General features: G+C 72.2%; 16 protein-coding genes and 1 pseudogene. 6 read left to right on the top strand and 11 right to left on the bottom strand.

All coding sequences use genetic code 11. The features are described from left to right. The first annotated feature begins 100 nt into the window (after positions 1-100). Positions 101-1,504, top strand: coding sequence for an MFS transporter (locus HUT19_RS08780; RefSeq protein ID WP_176179912.1), 1,404 nt, complete (start codon positions 101-103; stop codon positions 1,502-1,504). 145 nt (positions 1,505-1,649) lie between these two features. Then, entirely contained in the window at positions 1,650-2,021 is a 372-nt protein-coding gene (locus HUT19_RS08775) for a nuclear transport factor 2 family protein (RefSeq protein ID WP_176179911.1), read from the top strand. Here HUT19_RS08775 and HUT19_RS08770 read toward each other — a convergent pair. Further along, positions 2,011-2,814: a helix-turn-helix domain-containing protein gene (locus tag HUT19_RS08770; RefSeq protein ID WP_176179910.1), complete on the bottom strand. Its 804-nt coding sequence runs from the start codon at positions 2,812-2,814 to the stop codon at positions 2,011-2,013. The genes HUT19_RS08775 and HUT19_RS08770 overlap by 11 nt on opposite strands. Before the next feature lie 102 nt (positions 2,815-2,916). Here HUT19_RS08770 and HUT19_RS08765 point away from each other — a divergent pair, with 102 nt between their 5' ends. After that, entirely contained in the window at positions 2,917-3,228 is a 312-nt protein-coding gene (locus HUT19_RS08765) for a 4a-hydroxytetrahydrobiopterin dehydratase (protein WP_176179909.1), read from the top strand. Positions 3,229-3,333: 105 nt separating this feature from the next. Continuing rightward, on the top strand, positions 3,334-4,566 hold the full coding sequence (locus tag HUT19_RS08760) for a cyclopropane-fatty-acyl-phospholipid synthase family protein (RefSeq protein WP_176179908.1): 1,233 nt from the start codon (positions 3,334-3,336) through the stop codon (positions 4,564-4,566). 39 nt (positions 4,567-4,605) lie between these two features. On the opposite strand, the gene HUT19_RS08755 is transcribed toward HUT19_RS08760, so the two are convergent. From HUT19_RS08755 to HUT19_RS08745, 3 genes are read right to left on the bottom strand one after another with little or no spacing between them, the layout of a single operon-like run. Beyond that, positions 4,606-5,982 (bottom strand): deoxyribodipyrimidine photo-lyase, encoded by a 1,377-nt coding sequence (locus HUT19_RS08755; protein WP_176179907.1) that lies wholly within the window; start codon positions 5,980-5,982, stop codon positions 4,606-4,608. 19 nt (positions 5,983-6,001) lie between these two features. After that, entirely contained in the window at positions 6,002-6,820 is an 819-nt protein-coding gene (locus tag HUT19_RS08750) for an anti-sigma factor (protein ID WP_176179906.1), read from the bottom strand. Further along, positions 6,817-7,401 carry a sigma-70 family RNA polymerase sigma factor gene (locus tag HUT19_RS08745; protein WP_176179905.1) on the bottom strand — a complete coding sequence of 195 codons (585 nt, stop codon included), beginning with the start codon at positions 7,399-7,401 and terminating at the stop codon, positions 6,817-6,819. Before HUT19_RS08745 ends, HUT19_RS08750 begins: the two co-directional genes overlap by 4 nt. A 195-nt stretch (positions 7,402-7,596) precedes the next feature. On the opposite strand from HUT19_RS08745, the gene HUT19_RS08740 reads away from it, so the two are divergent. Next, complete coding sequence (locus HUT19_RS08740) at positions 7,597-8,487, top strand: trans-aconitate 2-methyltransferase (protein ID WP_176179904.1); 891 nt, start codon at positions 7,597-7,599, stop codon at positions 8,485-8,487. Between the two features lie 7 nt (positions 8,488-8,494). On the opposite strand, the gene HUT19_RS08735 is transcribed toward HUT19_RS08740, so the two are convergent. The 7 genes and pseudogenes from HUT19_RS08735 to HUT19_RS08705 form a co-directional block, all read right to left on the bottom strand. Beyond that, positions 8,495-9,670, bottom strand: coding sequence for a S1 family peptidase (locus HUT19_RS08735; RefSeq protein WP_176179903.1), 1,176 nt, complete (start codon positions 9,668-9,670; stop codon positions 8,495-8,497). A 205-nt stretch (positions 9,671-9,875) separates the two neighbouring features. Beyond that, positions 9,876-10,709: an aldo/keto reductase gene (locus tag HUT19_RS08730; protein ID WP_303331600.1), complete on the bottom strand. Its 834-nt coding sequence runs from the start codon at positions 10,707-10,709 to the stop codon at positions 9,876-9,878. A 385-nt stretch (positions 10,710-11,094) separates the two neighbouring features. Beyond that, on the bottom strand, positions 11,095-11,775 hold the full coding sequence (locus HUT19_RS08725; protein ID WP_176179901.1) for a hypothetical protein: 681 nt from the start codon (positions 11,773-11,775) through the stop codon (positions 11,095-11,097). A gap of 31 nt (positions 11,776-11,806) precedes the next feature. Next, positions 11,807-13,606, bottom strand: coding sequence for a long-chain fatty acid--CoA ligase (locus HUT19_RS08720; protein ID WP_176179900.1), 1,800 nt, complete (start codon positions 13,604-13,606; stop codon positions 11,807-11,809). Positions 13,607-14,053: 447 nt separating this feature from the next. Continuing rightward, complete coding sequence (locus tag HUT19_RS08715; protein WP_176179899.1) at positions 14,054-14,722, bottom strand: class I SAM-dependent methyltransferase; 669 nt, start codon at positions 14,720-14,722, stop codon at positions 14,054-14,056. 68 nt (positions 14,723-14,790) lie between these two features. Then, complete coding sequence (locus HUT19_RS08710) at positions 14,791-16,740, bottom strand: sialidase family protein (protein WP_176179898.1); 1,950 nt, start codon at positions 16,738-16,740, stop codon at positions 14,791-14,793. A gap of 218 nt (positions 16,741-16,958) precedes the next feature. Next, positions 16,959-17,920 (bottom strand): annotated as a pseudogene (locus HUT19_RS08705) (zinc-binding alcohol dehydrogenase family protein). 108 nt (positions 17,921-18,028) lie between these two features. Here HUT19_RS08705 and HUT19_RS08700 point away from each other — a divergent pair. Next, the gene (locus HUT19_RS08700) at positions 18,029-18,532 is read left to right on the top strand and encodes a MarR family winged helix-turn-helix transcriptional regulator (RefSeq protein WP_176179897.1); all 504 of its coding nucleotides are present in this window, start codon (positions 18,029-18,031) and stop codon (positions 18,530-18,532) included. Positions 18,533-18,539: the final 7 nt, after the last annotated feature.

Below are 18,539 nucleotides of genomic sequence, written 5' to 3'. Positions count from 1 at the left end.
CAACACGTTCGTCCAGTGAAAAGAGTTGCCTGTGCCGATCCCGACTGATTCCGAAACCCCTGCCCCGGCCGCCGCTTCCGCCCCCCGTCACCCTCGGCTGATGCGGGCCGTCAAGCGCCGCAAGAACCCGCCGCTGCGCCGCAGCGATATCACGGTGACGGAGGAGAGAGCGGTTCGGAAGGCCGTGAAGGCGGCGGCGCTGGGAAACGCCATGGAATGGTTCGACTTCGGGATCTACAGCTATCTTGCGGTCACCATCGGCAAGGTCTTCTTTCCGTCCGGAAATGACACGGCCCAGGTTCTCTCCTCGCTTGCGACATTCGCCGTCGCGTTTCTTGTACGGCCGCTCGGCGGGCTGTACTTCGGACCGCTCGGCGACCGTATCGGGCGGAAGAAAGTCCTGTCCGTCACCATGATCATGATGGCGTCCAGTACGCTCGCCATCGGCCTCATCCCCGGATACGCCACCATCGGCTTCGGGGCGCCCGCGCTGCTCATCCTCTTCCGGATGCTCCAGGGCTTCTCCACGGGCGGTGAATACGGCGGGGCATCCACCTTCATCGCCGAGTACTCGCCCGACAAACGCCGTGGATTCTTCGGCAGTTTCCTGGAGTTCGGCACCCTCATCGGCTACACCGCCGCCGCCGGAATGGTCACGGTGCTGACCGTGGCGCTCTCCGACTCCGCGATGCAGTCCTGGGGCTGGCGCGTTCCGTTCCTGGCCGCCGCCCCCGTCGGGCTGATCGGCCTGTATCTGCGGCTGAAGCTGGACGAGACGCCCGCCTTCCGGAAGCTGGAGGACAACGGCGCCACCGCGGCCGAGGAGCGCAACACCCGGCCGTTCTGGCAGGTGTTCCGGACCCAGTGGCCGGTGATGGTGCTGTGCATCGCGCTGGTGGCCGCGTACAACATCACCGACTACATGCTGCTGTCCTACATGCCGACGTATCTGTCGGACACCCTCGGCTACAGCGGCACCAGCGCCCTGGTGTCCATCATCGTGGTGATGCTGGTCCTGATGGCGGCCATCACCTTCGTCGGCCGCCTCTCCGACCGCATAGGCCGCAAACCGCTGCTGATGAGCGCTTCGGCCGGCTTCCTCGTCCTCGCCGTGCCCAGCTTCCTGCTCATCAAGCAGGGCAGCCCCGCCGCGGTGTTCGCCGGGCTGCTCCTGCTGGGGCTGTGCCTGCTGCCGTACGTCAGCGTCATGTCGGCGTCGCTGCCCGCGCTGTTCCCGACCGATGTGCGCTACGGCTCGCTGTCCATCGCGTTCAACATCTCCGTCTCGCTCTTCGGCGGCACCACGCCGCTGGCGATCGAGGGCCTGGTCAGCGGTACCGGCGACGATCTGATGCCCGCGTACTACACGATGGCCGCGGCCCTCGTCGGCATCATCGCCACCGTCGCGATGAAGGAGACCGCCCGCAAGCCCCTGGAGGGCTCCCCGCCCGCCGTCGCCACCAAGGAGGAGGCCATCGAGCTGGTGGCGGCCCAGCGCTCCTGACCACCGCCATGACCTCAGAGGTCATCGACCCTCCCGGCGGTGCCGCGGCAGAGTGAGGGCAACGGATCCCGGGCCGGCGCACTCCGGCCCGGTATCCGGTCCCTGACCAGTCGCATTCGCATTCCCGTTGAGGAGCGTGACCCCCATGACCTTCGACTACAACGCCGCCGTGGCCCGCTACTTCGAGGCGTGGAACGCCACCGAAGCCGACACCCTCGCCAAGGCCGTCGCCGCCGCCTGGTCCGAGGACGGCAGCTACACCGACCCGCTGGTCGACGTCCGCGGCCATGAGCAGCTCGCCGCCGTCATCGCCGGGGCCCATGAGCAGTTCCCCGGCTTCGAGTTCCGCCACACCGGCACCGCCGACGGCCACCACGACATCGTCCGGTTCACCTGGGAGCTGGTCTCCACCGCCGACGGCTCCGCGCCGGTCGCCGGATTCGATGTGATCACCCTGGCCGAGGACGGCCGGATCCGCTCCGTCCTCGGCTTCCTGGACCGCGTCCCTACGGCCTGACCAGCTCCCCCAGGGCGGCGGCGGTCTCCCGGTCGGCCGGGAGGAACGTCTCGATGGCCAGCTCGGAGACGGTCACGTCCATGGGGGTGTTGAAGGTGGCGATGGTGGAGATGAAGGAGAGCACCCGGCCGCCGTGCTCGATCATCATCGGGAGGGCGAACGGCGCATGGCCCCCGGCCACGGCGCTCTCCCGGCCACCGGCCACCGGCAGCGGATAGGCCGCCACCTCCTCGTACACCGCCCGCAGGGCGGGGGAGCGCATCACCGCGAGCTGGCGGTCCATCTGGTCCAGCAGATGGCCGCGCCACTCGCGGAAGTTGCGGATACGGGGCGCCAGGCCCTCCGGGTGGAGGGTGATGCGCATCGCGTTGAGCGGCGGCACCAGCAGATGGTCCGCGACGCCGTCCAGCAGCATGGCGATCCCGCGGTTGGCCGCCTGCACCTCGTAGGTGCCGTTCACCACCAGCGCTGGGTAGGGCTCATAGCCCGTGAGCAGCCGCTCCATCCCCTCGCGCAGCGCGCCCATCGAGGGGTCGTCGACCGCCCGCTCCGGGTAGTGCGGGGCGTAACCCGCGGCGAGCAGCAGCGCGTTGCGCTCCCGCACCGGTACGTCGAGATGGTCGGCGAGCCGCAGCACCATTTCCTGGCTGGGCCGGGAGCGGCCGGTCTCGATGAAGCTGATGTGGCGCGAGGAGGAATCGGCGCGCAGCGCGAGCTCAAGCTGGCTGATGCGCCGGCGGGTCCGCCAGCCGCGCAGCAGCTCACCCACCCCGGCCGACGTGGCAGTTGTCATGGACCGAAGGTAACCGACCCCGGAGGGCGGACGTGGCAGGGTGGAGGCGCCGACCCGTCACCGGGACGAGCCGGTCCGCCACCCAGGACGAAGGGATGTGCCATGGCAGTCGAGCCGCTCGGCCAGCAGGAGATCGAGGACCGCCTCGAACCGCTTTCCGGCTGGTCCTACGCCGACGACCGGCTCTCGCGCCGCTATGTCCTCGACGGTCATCCGCGGGCGGCCGGACTGGTCGCGGAGATCGCCCGGATCCAGGAGGAGCTGGGCCACCACTCCGATCTGACGCTCGGGTACAACACGGTCGGCGTCACGGTGAACACCCACAGCGTGGGCGGCAAGGTGACCGAGCTGGACTTCGGGCTCGCGCGCCGCATCGAGGCCGCGGCCAGGGAGCACGGCGCACGCGACGTGTGAGGTGACCAATCCGCCGCCCGGACGGCCCCGAATACCTCCCGGAAGATACCGGTGGCCGTGCGGCGGAGTGAGGACGCCGGCGGCTCTGCTTCAGGAGGCAGACCGATGAGCGACGTGGCCGCTGCCCTCGTCCCCTTCGCCGAGCGCCTGCTCGGCGCCCCGCTTCCGGTGCGGCTGTGCGCCTGGGACGGCAGCGAGGCGGGGCCGCCGGGGGCGCCCCGGGTGCGGCTGCGCTCCCGGCGGGCGCTGCGCGGGCTGGTGTGGCGGCCCACCGGATACGGCCTCGCCGAGGCGTACATCAGCGGTGACCTCGATGTCGAGGGCGACGTCACCGAGGGCCTGCGCGCCGTGTGGCACGCGGTACGCGGGCGTCCCGCGCCGCCATCCGGACCCGCCCTGACCACCCGGGCCAGAGCCGCCGCCACCGCCGCCCGGCTCGGCGCCCTCGGCCCCTGGCCGCCCGCCCGCGCGGCCCCCGGGGGCCCGGATGCCACGGCCGAGTTCCATGAACGGCTGCTGGACCCGTCCATGGCTCAGTCCTGCGCCTACTGGACCAGCGAGGACCCCGCGTACCGGCTCGCCGACGCCCAGCGCGACAAGCTGGACGTCATCTGCCGCAAGCTGAACCTGGTGCCCGGCGCCCGGCTGCTGGACATCGGCTGCGGCTGGGGAGCCCTCGCCCTGCACGCCGCCGACCGCTACGGCGCGCAGGTCACCGCCGTCACCACGGTCCGCGAGGAGCACGACCTGCTGGCCGAGCGGGTCCGCGAACTCGGCCTGGACCACCGGATCGACGTCGACCTGTGCGACTACCGCGCTCTGCGGGGCGGCCAGTACGAGGCCGTCGCCTGCGTCGAGACGGGCGAGTACGTCGGCGACGAGCAGTACCCGGACCTCGTCCGCACCCTGCACCGGATGCTCCGCCCCGGCGGCCGGGCCCTGGTCCAGCAGATCTCCCGCCCGTCCCCGGGGGCCGACGCGGGGCCGCCGCTCGCCGCGTACCTCGCCCCCCAGCTGCGGATGCGCCCGCTCGGCGAGACCATTGGCCGTCTGGAAGCGGCCGGACTCGAGGTGCGTGCCTCGGAGTCGCTGCGCGAGCACTACGTTCGCACGGTCACCGCCTGGCGCACCACCCTGGAGGCCGACTGGGACGGCTTCCGCCGCCTGGTGGGCGAGGCCACCGCCCGCGGCCGGCACCTGTGGCTCGCCGGTGCGGCCCTCGCCCTGGAGGAGGGCCGGATGGGCATCGACCAGATCCTCGCGGTCCGCCCCACCGACCGCGGCGTCAGCTGCATGCCGGTCACCCCCGAGTCCTGGTACCCGGCGGTGCCGGTCTGACCGCCGGGCCGGAGCGCGGGGCGGAGCCCCGACGGGACGTCAGCCGCGGCCCCGGGCACGTGTGAAGCGGTTCAGGCCCGCTTGCAGGTCGACGATGGGGTCGGGGTAGTCCAGACGGGAGCGCTCGGCTTCCGGGAGGCGCCAGGGGGTGTGGACGCGCGGGCCCGCCACTCCGGCCAGTTCCGGGACCCAGCGGCGCACATACGAGCCGTCCGGGTCGAAGCGCCTGGCCTGGGCGAGCGGGTTGAACACACGGTTGGGGCGGGTGTCGGTACCGGTGCCCGCCACCCACTGCCAGTTGAGCTGGTTGTTCGCCATGTCGCCGTCCACCAGCAGGTCCAGGAAGTGCCGGGCGCCGATCCGCCAGTCCGTGTACAGCGTCTTGGTGAGGAAGCCGGCCACCAGCAGTCGGGCCCGGTTGTGCATCCAGCCCTCGTGGCCGAGCTGCCGCATCCCGGCGTCGACCAGCGGATAGCCGGTGCGGCCCGCTTTCCAGGCGGCGATCTCCGCGTCATCGGCGCGCCACCGGTCGTGGCGGGGGCGGTAGTCGGTGTGGGCGGCGTCCGGGCGGGCGGCGAGCACCTGGTGGTGGAAGTCGCGCCAGGCGAGCTGCCGGACGAACGCCTCGGCGCCCGCACCGCCCGCCTCCCGTGCCCGGCACACCAGTTCCGCCGCGGACAGACAGCCGAAGTGGAGATACGGGGAGAGCCGGGAGGTGGCGTCGCCCGCCAGGTCGTCGTGGTCGTCGGCGTAACCGTCGAGCCCCGACCGCCGCCAGGCGTGGAACCGGCGGCGCCCGGCGGTCTCGCCCCCCTCGGGCAGTCCGGGCGAGGGGGTGCCCGGGGCGAGCGAGGCCACCGCGGACAGCGGTTCGGAGCGCAAGCCCGACAGCCCCGGCATCGGCACGGTGCGCGGGGCGGCCAGCGCCCGGCGCGGCTCGATCCGCTGCCAGGCGCGGAAGTACGGGGTGAACACGGCGAAGTGGTCCCTGCCCGCCGGGACCACCTCGCCCGGTTCGACCGCCGTCACCACCGCGCCGTGCACCCGCAGGGTCCGCCCGTCCGCGGCCAGCGCCTCGCGCAGCCGCGCCTCGCGCCGCCCCGCGTAGCCGCTCACCCCGCCCGCGATATGGACCTCCGCGGCGTCCGCCTGTGCCGCCACCCGGCGGATCTCCGCCACCGGATCACCCTTACGGAGGACCAGACGGCCCCCGCGTTTGCGCAGCCCCGCGTCCAGATCGGCCAGGGCGTCCGCCAGGAACGCCACCCGGTTGGGGGCGGCGAACCCCGTGCGGGCCAGTGCGCGGTCCACCATGAACAGCGGAACGACCTGGTCGGCGGCGCGGAGGGCGGCATGGAGCACGGGGTTGTCACACAGCCGCAGATCGGAGGTGAAGACGGCGATCGAAGAGGTCACCCTGTTCGTTTACACCGGCTCAGCCCGAGGGGAACGTCATCAGCGCGACCGGGTCGGTCGTCGGTGCCTTCGAACCCCCGGCGGGCTCCACGGTGAGCCCCATGGCCGACGCCTGTCCGACCGGCCCGTGCAGCAGGGTCGCCGTGCCACCGTCCTTGGTGTGCAGCAGCCCCGCCGAGCGCATCGTGCCCCCGTCGCTGAACCACAGCTGGTAGACCCGGCCCGAGGGCGGCTCGGGCAGTCCGGAGGCGAGGAACGCCGCCCGGTCAAGGCCGCGGGAGACCACGACCGCGCCCGTCGCCCCGTCCGTCAGCCTGCCGCTGCGGGTACGGGCGTCCGGCGCGGCCAGTACCCGGGCCAGCTCCTCCACCTCCGCGACCCGCCGCTCGGCGCGGCCCGCGGTGTCCCGGGCGTCGGACGCCTGCCGGTACTGCCACACCGCGGCCCCGCCGAGCGCGGTGGCCCCGGCCAGACAGGCCGCCAGGGCGTAGTCGAGGCCCCGGCGGCGCCCACCGCGCCGCCGGGGTCCGGCATGGGACTCGCGGGCGCCGGAACGGCCCTCCTGGGTCCGCCGGTCGTCGCGGCCGTCATGGGCCGCCACCCGCGGCGGCTCCTGACGGACCGTGGCGATCCGCCGCATCACCTCGTCCTTCATCAGCGGGGACGGCGTCAGCGAGCTGGCCACCGCCAGCCGTCCGGCGGTCTCCCGCAGCTCCCCCACCTCCTGGGCGCACGCCTCGCACACCGCGAGATGGCGCTCGAACTCCTCCAGCTCCCGGCCCGACAGCGCGTGCACCGCGTACGCCCCCGTCAAGGTGTGCAGATCGGCTCTGGTCATGCCCCGACCCCCATGCAGTCCCGGAGCCGGATGAGCCCGTCCCGGAGTCTGGTCTTCACGGTCCCCAGCGGCAGCGACAGCAGCTCCGCCACCTCGCGGTAGGTACGGCCCCGGTAGTAGGCGAGCGTCACCGACTGCCGTTGCAGCTCGGTCAGCGTCCGCATGCAGCGGCGCACCTGCTCCCGTTCCAGCCTGGCCTCCACCTGCTCGGTCACCTCGTCGAACGCGGGGGTGCGGGCGAGCAGCGCGGCGCGTGCCTCGCGGTCGGACGCGGCCTGCGCGGACCGTACCCGGTCCACCGCGCGCCGGTGCGCCAGCGTCATGATCCACCCCATGGCGCTGCCCCGCCCCGGCTCGAACCGCGCCGCCGTCCGCCACACCTCGACCAGCACCTCCTGGGTGACCTCCTCGGCCTGCGCGGGGTCGCGCAGCAGACTGCGGGTCAGCCCGAGGACGGGCCCGCTGACGGCGTCGTACAGGGCCGCGAACGCGTTCTGGTCCCCCCGGGCCACCATGTGGAGCAACTCCTCGAGGGCCGGGCCGCGGGCGGCCGGTCCGCCGATGTACACGGGTTCTCTCACAGGCCGTCCTTCCGGGATGAGCGATGCGGCGCACACGCACGTGTCGTACCTCATTCGTGGCGCGGAAGGGCGTGGATTGGTGAAGCTGCTCCGAAGATGCGCAGGAAGACGGGCAGGCAGCGGCGCGGACCGGGGAATTGCCGTTCCGGCAAGATACGTTGGCGTTCCCTCGGGGCGCGGGGGAGGCTCGGCGCCATGACCGGACACCAGGGCGCGCACGCCCACACCCAGGGACATCACCACACCGATCTCGACTGGAACGTCCTCGGTCCGCTCCTGGAGCAGGGTGCCGAGCTGAACGGCCCGGTCCACCGCCAGGCCGCGGAGTGGCTGGACGGACGGACCGGCCGGGCCGTGCACCGGATCCTCGATGTCGGCAGCGGCCCCGGGGTGGTCACCTGTCTGCTCGCCGAGCTCTTCCCGGAGGCCGAGGTGGTCGCGGTGGACGGCACTCCGGAATTGCTGGAGCGGACCCGGGAGCGTGCCGCGCGGCTGGGCCTCGCCGACCGGGTGACCACCCGGTTCGCCGAACTGCCCGGCGATCTCGGGGCACTGGGCGAGGCGGATCTGATCTGGTCCAGCAAGACCGTGCACCACCTGGGCGACCAGCGGGGGGCGGTCCGCGAGCTCGCCCGGCTGGTGCGCCCCGGGGGAGTGCTGGCCCTGGCCGAGGGCGGGCTGCCGCTGAACTGTCTGCCGTACCACACGGGGCTCGGGCGGCCCGGTCTGCTGGCCCGGCTCGAGGTGGTCAACAGGGAGATGTTCGCCGAGATGCGGGAGTCGCTGCCGGACTCGGTGGAGACGATCGACGACTGGCCCGCGATGCTGACCGAGGCCGGTCTCGACGGGGCCACGAGCCGTACCTTCCTCCTCGATCTGCCCGCCCCGCTGGACCTCCCGGCCCGCCGCTGGCTCCTGGCCGAACTGGGCCACCGGCGCGAGGCCGCCGCCGATCTGCTGGCCGACGGCGACCTCGTCGCGCTGGACCGGCTGCTCGACCCCGGCGACCCGGCCGGGATCATGCGGCGGCCCGATGTGTTCGTGCTGAGCGCCCAGACCGTCCACAGCGCGGTGCGGACGGGATGAGGCGGGGTCAGCCGGTGGTGAGGGTGAGGCTGTAGGCCGAGAGGATCGGATTCAGCGGCTGGTAGTAGGTCGTACCGCCCCGGGTGCAGTTGCCGGAGCCGCCGGAGAGAACGCCCTGTCCCTCGCTGCCGGAGATGTACGGCCCGCCGGAGTCACCGGGCTCGGCGCACACATTGGTGCGGGAGACGCCCCTGACGGTGCCCTCGGTGTACTGCACGCTGGTGTTGTGCTGGAGGATCGTGCCGCAGTGCCAGCCGGTGGTCGAGCCGGAGCGGCAGACGGAGGAGCCGACCGGCGCCTGCTGGGAGCCGCTGACGACCACATTGGTGTTGTCGGCGCCGACAACCCACGGCTGCGGCGTCCAGTTGTTGTTGGTCTCCACCCACGCGTAGTCGTTGCCCGGGAAGGTGGATCCCTGGAAGGAGCCCTGGGCGACCCGGTTGTACCCGGCGGTGGAGTCCCCGGGGTCGCCGCAGTGGCCGGCGGTGACGAAGCCGTTGCGGTCGCCCTGGGTGACCGAGAAGCCGATCGAGCAGCGCGCGGAGCTGTTGATGTAGTACGCCTCGCCGCCGCGCAGGTCGTAGAGCGGACGCGGCCGCTCGGCCGACTGCACGACCCGGACGACATCGCGGTCGGCGCCGCTGGCGGCGACGAAGTCCGTCGCCCCGGCGGTGTTGTTCGCCTGGACCACCACGCTGTTGCTCCTGACGTCGACGTACCAGGCGGAGGCGGCGTCGACGGCCGGGGCGCGCTGGGCGGCGGCCCGGTCCAGGGCCTCCTTGGCGGTGGTGAGTTCCGCCAGGCTGTGGTCGACGACCGCGGCCCGGGCGCCGCTGGCGGTGATGGTGCCGCTCTGGCCCCGGTCGGTGGTGGCCACCGTGAGCTCGGCGGTGTTGCCGCTCACCCAGGCGCCGCCGTAGCTGCTGCCGAGGCTCTTGCGCAGACCGGGCTCGGCGGCACCGGCCTGGTACTCGTTGTTGATCCGGGTCTTCGCCTCATCGGCCGTCAGACCGAGGTCACGCTGCATGGCGGCGAGCATCCCGGGCGGGATCTCCCGCTGCGGGCCGTGGGTGGGATCGCCGGGGTCGGCGGCGGCTGGTATCCCGTTGCTCAGGAAGAGGGCGGCCAGGGCGAGGGTGCAACCGGCGGCCAGTTCAAGGCCGTGACGGCGTCTGCGGGGCATGTTCTGTCTCCTCAGGCGTCATAAATGGTCACGCTGTGTGTCTTACTGATCGCCAAGCGTAATTGTGGGGGCCGAGGACCGCTCGGCGGGCGGCTCCCTGGGGGGTGGCCGCGAGAACGCCCCGAGGAGGCGCGCACAAGAACGCCCCGCCGCGTCGTACGCGGCGGGGCGGTTGGGCCGGTCGGCCGTCGGGCCGGTGCCGGGGTCAGATCATGTTGAAGGTGTCGGGGTCGGGACCCAGCCGGTTGCCCGCGTCCATCGCCCCGAGGGTGGACAGGTCCTCCGCGTCCAGCTCGAAGTCGAAGACGTCGATGTTCTCCGTGATCCGCGACGGGGTCACGGACTTGGGGATCACGACATTGCCGAGGTCGAGATGCCAGCGCAGCACCACCTGGGCCGGGGACTTCCCGTACTTGGCGCCGATCGCCGCCAGCTTCGGGTCCTCCAGCAGCCCCTTGCCCTGGCCGAGCGGGGACCACGCCTCGGTGGCGATGCCATGGCGTGAGTTGAACGCCCGCAGCTCCGCCTGCTGGAGCTGCGGATGCAGCTCGACCTGGTCGATCGCCGGGGCGACCGAGCCCTCGGAGAGCAGTCGCTGGAGATGCGCGGGGTGGAAGTTGGAGACCCCGATGGCCTTGGCCCGGCCGTCGGCGTAGATCTTCTCGAACGCCTTCCAGGTATCCACGAACCTGTTCACCTCGGGCAGCGGCCAGTGGATCAGGTAGAGATCGATGTAGTCCAGGCCCAGCTTGGTCAGCGAGGTGTCGAAGGCGCGGAGGGCGGCGTCATAGCCCTGGTCGGAGTTCCAGAGCTTGGTGGTGACGAACAGCTCGTCGCGCGGGATGCCCGACGCGGCGAGTGCTTTCCCCGTGCCCTCCTCATTGCCGTAGATGGCCGCGGTGTCGATGCTCCGGTACCCGGACTCGAGTGCCTGCCGCACCGCGACCTGTGCCTCGTCGTCCGGAACCTGCCAGACACCGAACCCGAGCTGGGGCATCCGGACGCCGTTGTTGAGGGTGATGAAGGGGATCTTGCTCACGAGCAGTCGATCCTTACGTCGGATACACATACGTCCTACGCCACCGTCAACGATCAACGGCCGTGGCGCATTCCCGCCGTCCGTAATGCTCCGGTCCGGCGCATATGTCCGAAGGGGCGAATCCGTGGTCCCTATGGCGTGCCGGCATGACGGACGGCGGCACCGCGTGATCTACGCGGGGGCGGCCCCGGTGCCGGCACCCCACCCGCGTCCCCCGGATCCGCTTTGCCGCCGGCCGCGCCGGCCGGCGCCGGTACCGTGCCCAGCGGACCGTAGAGACCGGCCGCGAAGGCCGCCGCGTCCGCACCGGCCCGCGAGTTGCGATGGTGATCATCACCTCGGCCGCCCCCGCGAAGAGCGGGGTGCCGGCGGGCCGCCGCGCGGGTCACCGAGGTGCCATGAGCGGCAGCGGGTCCGCGATCTCCTCCCGGAAGCGGTGCAGGGTGTGGCCTTCGCGCACGGTGGCCCCCACCGCGACCGACGCCCGGGTCATCGCCCCGCGCGGCGCCCGGACCACCATGGCCAGCCGGTACGTACCGCCGATCCGCACCGCGTGGGTGTGCCGGATCTCCCAGCCCGGATCGGAGCGCAGCTCCCGCCGCGCCTCCAGACAGATCCGCTCACCGGGGTCGGAGCGGCCGCCGTCGAGGAATCCCAGCCGCGGCCCGAGGCGGGCGGCCGGGGCGAACGGCGCGTCATCGGCCGCCTCGGTGCACTGCCGCGGGGTCATGGACCAGGCCACCGGCTGGAAGGCGGCGGCGCCGTCGCGCGCCGGCTCGGCCGAGAGCGTCAGATCGAGGTTGACGGAGTGCAACTCGGGCTCCGGCGCGTCCCGGGCGCAGGTCACCGAGCAGTGCAGCAGGTGGTAGACGGCGCTGTGCGCCTCGGCCTGGAGGAAGGCGGCCAGCTCCGGATCCCCGCCGACGAGCTGCGCCGTCACGGGTACGGACACCGGCCCGCCCAGGACGACGTGCCCGGTCAGCGCCGGGACGGAGGACCGGGGTGTCTCCTCGGACGGCAGGGACAAGATGCGTTCGGAAAGGTCGGGGAGAATGACGTCGATCATTTCGTGCCCCCTCAGAGCGGTCGGTGGCTCGTCAGCGGTACAGCGCCTCGACTTCGACGGCGTACGCCTGCTCGATCGCCTTCCGCTTCAATTTCAGCGAAGGCGTCAGCAGACCATGCTCCTCCGAGAACTGCGCGGCAAGTATCCGGAACGTACGAATTGACTCCGCATGGGAGACGGTGGTGTTCGCCGCGACCACGGCCCGCCGGATCTCGGTCTCCAGATCCGGGTCCCGGACCAGCTCGCTGGGCGGCAGTGCCGGCTTCCCGCGCATCGTCAGCCAGTGCGAGACCGCCTCCGGGTCCAGGGTGACCAGTGCCGCGACATACGGGCGGTCATTGCCGACCACGATGCACTGGGCGACCAGCGGATGCGCCCGGACCCGCTCCTCCAGCCCCACCGGCGCCACCGACTTGCCGCCGGAGGTCACCAGGATCTCCTTCTTCCGCCCGGTGATGGTGAGATAGCCGTCGTCGTCCAGGGCGCCCAGGTCACCGGTGGCGAGCCAGCCGTCGCGCAGCACCGCGTCGGTGGCCTTCGGGTCGTTGTGGTAGCCGGCGAAGATCTGCCCGCCGCGCAGCCACACCTCCCCGTCGTCGGCGATGTACACCGAGGTCCCGGGGATCGGCACCCCGACCGTGCCGTAGCGGGTGCGCTCGGGCGGATTGGCGGTGGCGGCGGCGGTGGACTCGGTGAGCCCGTAGCCCTCGTAGACGGTGACGCCCGCCCCCGCGAAGAACAGTCCGAGCCGCCGTTCCATGGCCGAGCCGCCGGACATGGCGTGCCGGATCCGGCCGCCCATCGCCCCGCGCACCTTGCTGTAGACGACCTTGTCGAAGAACTGGTGCTGCATCCGCAGCGAGGCGCCGGGGCCGGGCCCGGTGCCGAACGCCTTGGCCTCCTGCGCCTCCGCGTACCGCACCGCGACGTCCACGGCCTTCTCGAACGGCCCGGACCGGCCCTCCGCCTCGGCCTTGCGCCGCGCGGCGGCGAAGACCTTCTCGAAGATGTACGGCACGGCGAGGATGAAGGTCGGCTGGAAGGTCTGGAGGTCGGGCAGGAGCGCGGTGGCCGAGAGATTGGGCTGGTGGCCGAGTTTGACCCGGCCGCGGATGGCGGCGACCTCCACCATCCGGCCGAAGACATGCGCCAGGGGCAGGAAGAGCAGGGTGGCCGCCTGGTCGCCGGGCTTGGAGTGGAAGGCCGTCTCGAACCGCTCGACGATGTTGTCGCACTCGGCCATCAGATTGGCGTGCGTGATCACACAGCCCTTGGGGCGACCGGTGGTGCCCGAGGTGTAGATGATGGTCGCGGGCTGGTCCGGGGTCACGGCCCGGCGGTGCCGCTCCACCGTCTCGTCCTCGACCGAGCCCCCGGACGCGAGCAGTTCCTCCAGCGCCCCGGCGTCCAGCTGCCACAGCCGGGCCAGCTGCGGCAGCCGTCCCACCACCGAGCCGACCGTCATCGCGTGGTCCTCGTGCTCCACCACACAGGCGGAGACCCCCGCGTCGTACAGCATCCAGAAGACCTGCTCGGCGGAGGACGTGGGGTAGAGCGGCACACTCTGGGCGCCCAGGGTCCACAGCGCGAAGTCGAAGAGCGTCCATTCGTAGCGGGTGCGGGACATGATCGCGACGCGGTCGCCGAACCGGACCCCCTGCGCCAGCAGCCCCTTGGCGAGTGCCATCACCTCGTCCCGGAACTGGTGCGAGGTCACGTCCTGCCAGTGGCCGTCCACCGTCTTCCGGGCGAGCGCCACCCGGTGGGGATCGGCGTCCGCATGGTCGAAGACGGCGTCCGCCAGTCCTCCGGCCTGGGGCGTCGTCGCCATCGGGGGGACGGTGAACTCGCGCAATACCTGCTCCTTGAAGCCGCTCCGCACAGCGCCGCGACGCTACCGGATCGGGCCACCGATGCGGGAGAGGCCCTTTGTGCCCGGAACGCGCGGAATGCGTGGCGCCCGGTGAGATGAAAGGCTGTCAACCGGGGAGTCCGGGGGCGGGATTGCTGTGAGTCGCGTCCTATGCACCGCATGTGTGGCTCATATGTAACGGATTTCTGCACGGAATCTCTCCGATGGTGGCACAGGGCCCGCCCGAATGGTGCCGGCGGGACACTTCGCCGATGCCCGCACAGCGGCGTCACACGGCCGATTTCCGTACAGCGGTGCGAAGTCCGGTGACCCGGACACCGACCGCGGCCTGCGGCCCGGGGTCGATGCCGGATCCATGGGTTCACGCCAGGTGTGGTGACCGTCACACCGGCCTGGGGGCGGGGGTCAGCCGTGGCCGACCGGTTTGCGGGCGATCAGAAACGCCTGCGGGGTGGACTCCGTATGCGACTTTGTACGCACCGGCTCCCGCACCGTCCGCGCGTGCACGGGCAGCCCGGCCCGGTCCAGCAGCTCGGCGATACGGTCCGGCCGCCACCGCCGGAAGGTCAGGTCCACCTGGTGGCCGAACGCCTCCGTGAAGCACAGCGGATCGTCGCCCACCTGGAACGCGACCAGCAGCCGGCCGCCCGGCGCCAGCACCCGGTGGAACTCCGCGAACACCTCCGGCAGCCGTTCCGCCGGGACATGGATGGTCGAGTACCAGGCCACCACCGCCGCGAGCGAACCGTCCGGCTGGTCCAGGGCCAGCATCGACCCCTCCTCGAACCGCAGCTTCGGATGTTCCCGCCGGGCCAGCGCCACCATCCCGGGTGACAGATCGACCCCGAAGACGGACAGCCCCAGACCGTGCAGATGGGCCGTGACCCGCCCGGGCCCGCAGCCGACGTCGGCCACCGGCCCGCCCCCGTCCTCCCGTACGGACTCGGCGAACCCGGTGAGCACCGCGCGGTCCAGCGGTCTGCCCGCCAGCACGTCACGGAATTGTTCGTCGTAGTCGGCGGCCAAGGTGTCGTAGGACGTCCGGGTGGCCCGGAGGAAGTCGGCTTCGGTCATGATCGGGCACCCTACCGATGTCCCGGGGCCCGGACCTCGGACCCCGGGAACATGGCCGGTTCACCGTCTCAGCGGTGGGCGGACCGTACACGGTCCAGGGGCAGACGGACCAGGGCGCCGGAGCCATGGCCGTCGAGCGGGGCGTTGAACTCGCGGATCCGACGGAGTTCGGTGTCGCTCAGCGCCCGGTCGTAGAGCCGGAACTCGTCCAGATCGCCCGTCATCCGGGACCGGCTGTCCACGGACTGACCGAGGTGAAGGGCGAAGGGCGAGGTGCGGCTGACGGTGCCGGGGGCGTCGGGCGCGGTGGCGGCCGCGCCGCCGTCCACGCTGAGGGAGAGCCGTCCCCCCGAGCGGATCAGGGCGAGATGGTGCCACTGCCCGTCGTTGTGCGCGCTGCTCGTACTCACCGAGGCGCTGGTGAAGGTGGCGAAGCCGTTGACCGTGGTCATCAGTGCCCGGATCCGGTTGCTCGCCGGTTCACCGCGCAGCCAGACCTGTGGCTGCCTGGTGCCGATTCCGCCCATCCAGAGGAAGGGGTGCTGCCCCGAGGCGGCGGAGTAGCGGAACCACATGCTCACGGTGAAGTCGCGGGTGCCCAGTGGCAGTGCGTCCCGGTAGGGCAGCCGTACGGCGTCGTCGGTGCCGTCCAAGGCGAGTCCGCGGCCGAAGCGGCCCTCGGTGCCCGACGCCTCCCCGAGCACCGACGCGGGCCGGGCGGCGGGGGCGCGGTCCTCGGTGGTGGGCGCGGGGGCCCGGCGCGGGCCGAGCCAGTCCTCGGTGAACCGGGCGAAGCGGATCTCGTCGCGTGCGTCGACCGCGCCGCCCTCGTAGAGCAGCCCGACGGTGTGGCGCGAGATCGCGGTCATGTCCGAGTAGCCGGACCAGTCCGTGGTGACCACCGCGCCGTCCTCGACGCCGTCCCAGCTGCGGGCCTCGTCCCAGGAGGAACGGATCATCATGGTGCGGCGCCGGTCGGGGTCGGCGGGGGCGGAGAACAGCAGTCTGCCGTGGCCGCCGCGGCCGGGGTCGCGCAGCCGCAGGATCGACCCCTGCACCTGCGGGGTGGGCAGATCGGGGAGGGTGCGGAAGGGTGCGGTGAAGCTCTCGCCGCCGTCCCGGCTGATGGCGTAGTCGCGGTGGCCGAGGTCGGTGCCGTCCTGTTCGCGCCCGCTGACGTAGACCGAGCCGTCGGAGCGCTCCACGAGCGTCATCTCGGACGGCTTCTGCCGGAAGGTGCCGTCCGCCGCGATCGGGAAGGTGTCCACCGCGCCGATCTTCCATTGCCTGCCGCCGTCGTCGCTGTAGGCGAGCGCGGCGTGGTTGTGGGTGATGCGGGTGCCGTCGTGGCTCTCGGTGTTGACGGTGAAGAGGAGACGGCCCTTGTGGCGGCCGTGCCGGAGCTGGATGCCGTGCACCGGACCGGTGGCGTACCAGGAGTTCCAGGACGGCGGCAGGAGAGCGGGGCTGAGGTCGGTCGGGGCGGACCAGGTGGCGCCGTCGTCGTCGCTGTACTGGAGGTGCGGGGTGCGGTCACAGGGCACATCGCAGCTCTGGGAGTCGTCCCGGCCGGTGTTGTAGGTGCTGGCGAGCACGATACGGCCGGTGCGCAGGTCCACGATGGGCGCCGGGTTGCCGTGGGTGTCCCCGCCGCCCTCGTTGATCACCTGGAGCGGCCCCCAGGTGCGGCCGCCGTCGGTGGAGCGCTTCAGCACCAGGTCGATGTCCCCGGCGTCACCGCAGTTGTCCACCCGGCCCTCGGCGAACGCCAGCAGGGTGCCGTCCTTGGACTTCACCACCGCCGGGATCCGGAAGCAGGAGTACCCCTGCTCCTCGGCGGCCTTGAACAGCACCTGCTGCTCGAACCCGGAAGCGGCGCGGGCCGCGGACGCGGGGGAATCCGAGTCCGCGGCCCGTACCGGAAGCGGGGTCAGGGCCAGCGCCGCGGCGGCGAGCAGCACCGCCGCGCGGCGTCGCCACGGTCTGCTGCGGGGGCGGGGAAGGGGAACTGACGCCATGGTCACGACCTGCCCTTCGGACGGTCCGTCAGAGCCACCGGGACGGTGGACGGTATCTGGACGGCATCGGCATCTGGACATCAGGACATCAAGACATCCCATGTCTCAGGGTGACTGCGGCAGAAAGTTTCTCGTCTTCCGGCCGCCCGCCACAAGGACCTTGCGTCATATCTCTGCGGAACAGGGCGGGTTGGCGGCGTTCGGGTGCCGGTCCGGGGTCAGCGGGGGAGCAGTACGACCTTTCCGAGGTTGCCGCGTGATTCGATGATCTCGTGGGCCTTCGCGGCCTCCTCGAGGGGGATCTCGGCGTGCACGGCGGGGCGCAGCCGTCCCTCGGCGAAGAGCCGCCAGAGCTCGGCGCGATGACGTGCGTACAGCTCGGGGCGGGTCCGGGAGAAACGGGCCATGGTCAGTCCGGTGATGGTCCGCGAACCGGACAGCAGTTCCCAGGCGGGTACGGTCCCGCCGCCGGAGTTGAAGAAGACCAGCCGCCCGCCGGGGGCGACGGCCGTCAGGGCGCGGGGCAGGACCTCGCCGCCGACCCCGTCGAGCACGGTGTCGACGGACTCGCCCCAGGACTCGTCCCCGTACACCACCACCGCGTCCGCGCCGAGTCCGCGCAGGAACCCGGCCTTGCCGGGCGAGCCCACGGCGGCGACCACCCGGGACGCGCCCTGGAGCCGGGCCAGTTGGACCGCGAGATGCCCGACGCCGCCGGCTGCTCCCGTGATCAGCACGGATCCGCCGGAGGACGGCGCGGCGGGGGCGGCTTCGGCAGTGGCGGCTTCGGCGGTGGCGAGGGCGGCCAGGGCGACATGGCCGCTGCGGACGAGGGCGACGGCGTCGACGGCGGTCGCTCCGTCGGGGATGCGGGACGCCGTGAAGACGGGGCGGTGGTCACCTCGGCGTAGGCGCCCGAGAACGAGATCGCGGCGACCCGGTCGCCGACCGCGAAGCCGGTCACGTCCTCCCCGAGCGCGAGGACCTCGCCCGCCACATCCCCGCCCAGCACCCCGGGCAGCGGTGCCGACCGGTCCCGGACGCGGCGCACGCCGGGCAGGGTCACACCGATCGCCTCGGTACGGATCAGCAGCTCACCGGGGGCGGGGACGGGGGGTTCGGCATCCTCGACGCGCAGCACCTCGGGGCCGCCGTGGGCATGGAAACGGACACGGCGCATGGATGCCTCCAGGGGTCGCAGGAATTGTTGGGTGCCCCAACGGTATCTGAAATTCATGGGGAAGGCCAACGTTGGTAGGCCCCATGAATAAACGGGTAGGCTGGTGCCATGCCCGAGACCTCGTTCGCCCCCGCCCATATCCGCGCCCTGCCCAGCTGGCTGCTCGGCCGCGCCGCCGCGCGTGGTCACCGGCTGGTGGCGGAGGCCCTGGCCGGTGAGGGGATGCGGATGATGCACCACGCGGTGCTGTCCGCGGTCGCGGAGCTGGGACCGGTGTCCCAGGCGGAGTTGGGCCGCAGCCTCGGTATCGACCCCAAGGACATGGTCGGGATCGTGACCGATCTGGAGGGGGAGGGCCTGGTCACCCGCAGTCCCGATCCCAAGGACCGCCGCAAGAACGCGATCGCGATCTCGGCGGAGGGGGAGCGCCGGCTGCGGCGCACCCGGCGGCTCGGTGACGAGGCGAACGACGAGCTGACGGCGGGGCTCAGCGCGGCCGAACGGGCGCAGCTGGTCGCGCTGTTGCGGCGGATCGTCGAACCGGGTGAGCCGTGCGCGCCGGACGCGTCGGACGCGTCGGCCGCCCCGGGCGAGGGCGCGCGGAAGGGCTGACGGCCGG

The sequence above is a fragment of the Streptomyces sp. NA02950 genome, from assembly GCF_013364155.1.
GTDB lineage: Bacteria > Actinomycetota > Actinomycetes > Streptomycetales > Streptomycetaceae > Streptomyces.
This window is presented reverse-complemented; position numbering and strand designations above follow the sequence as displayed.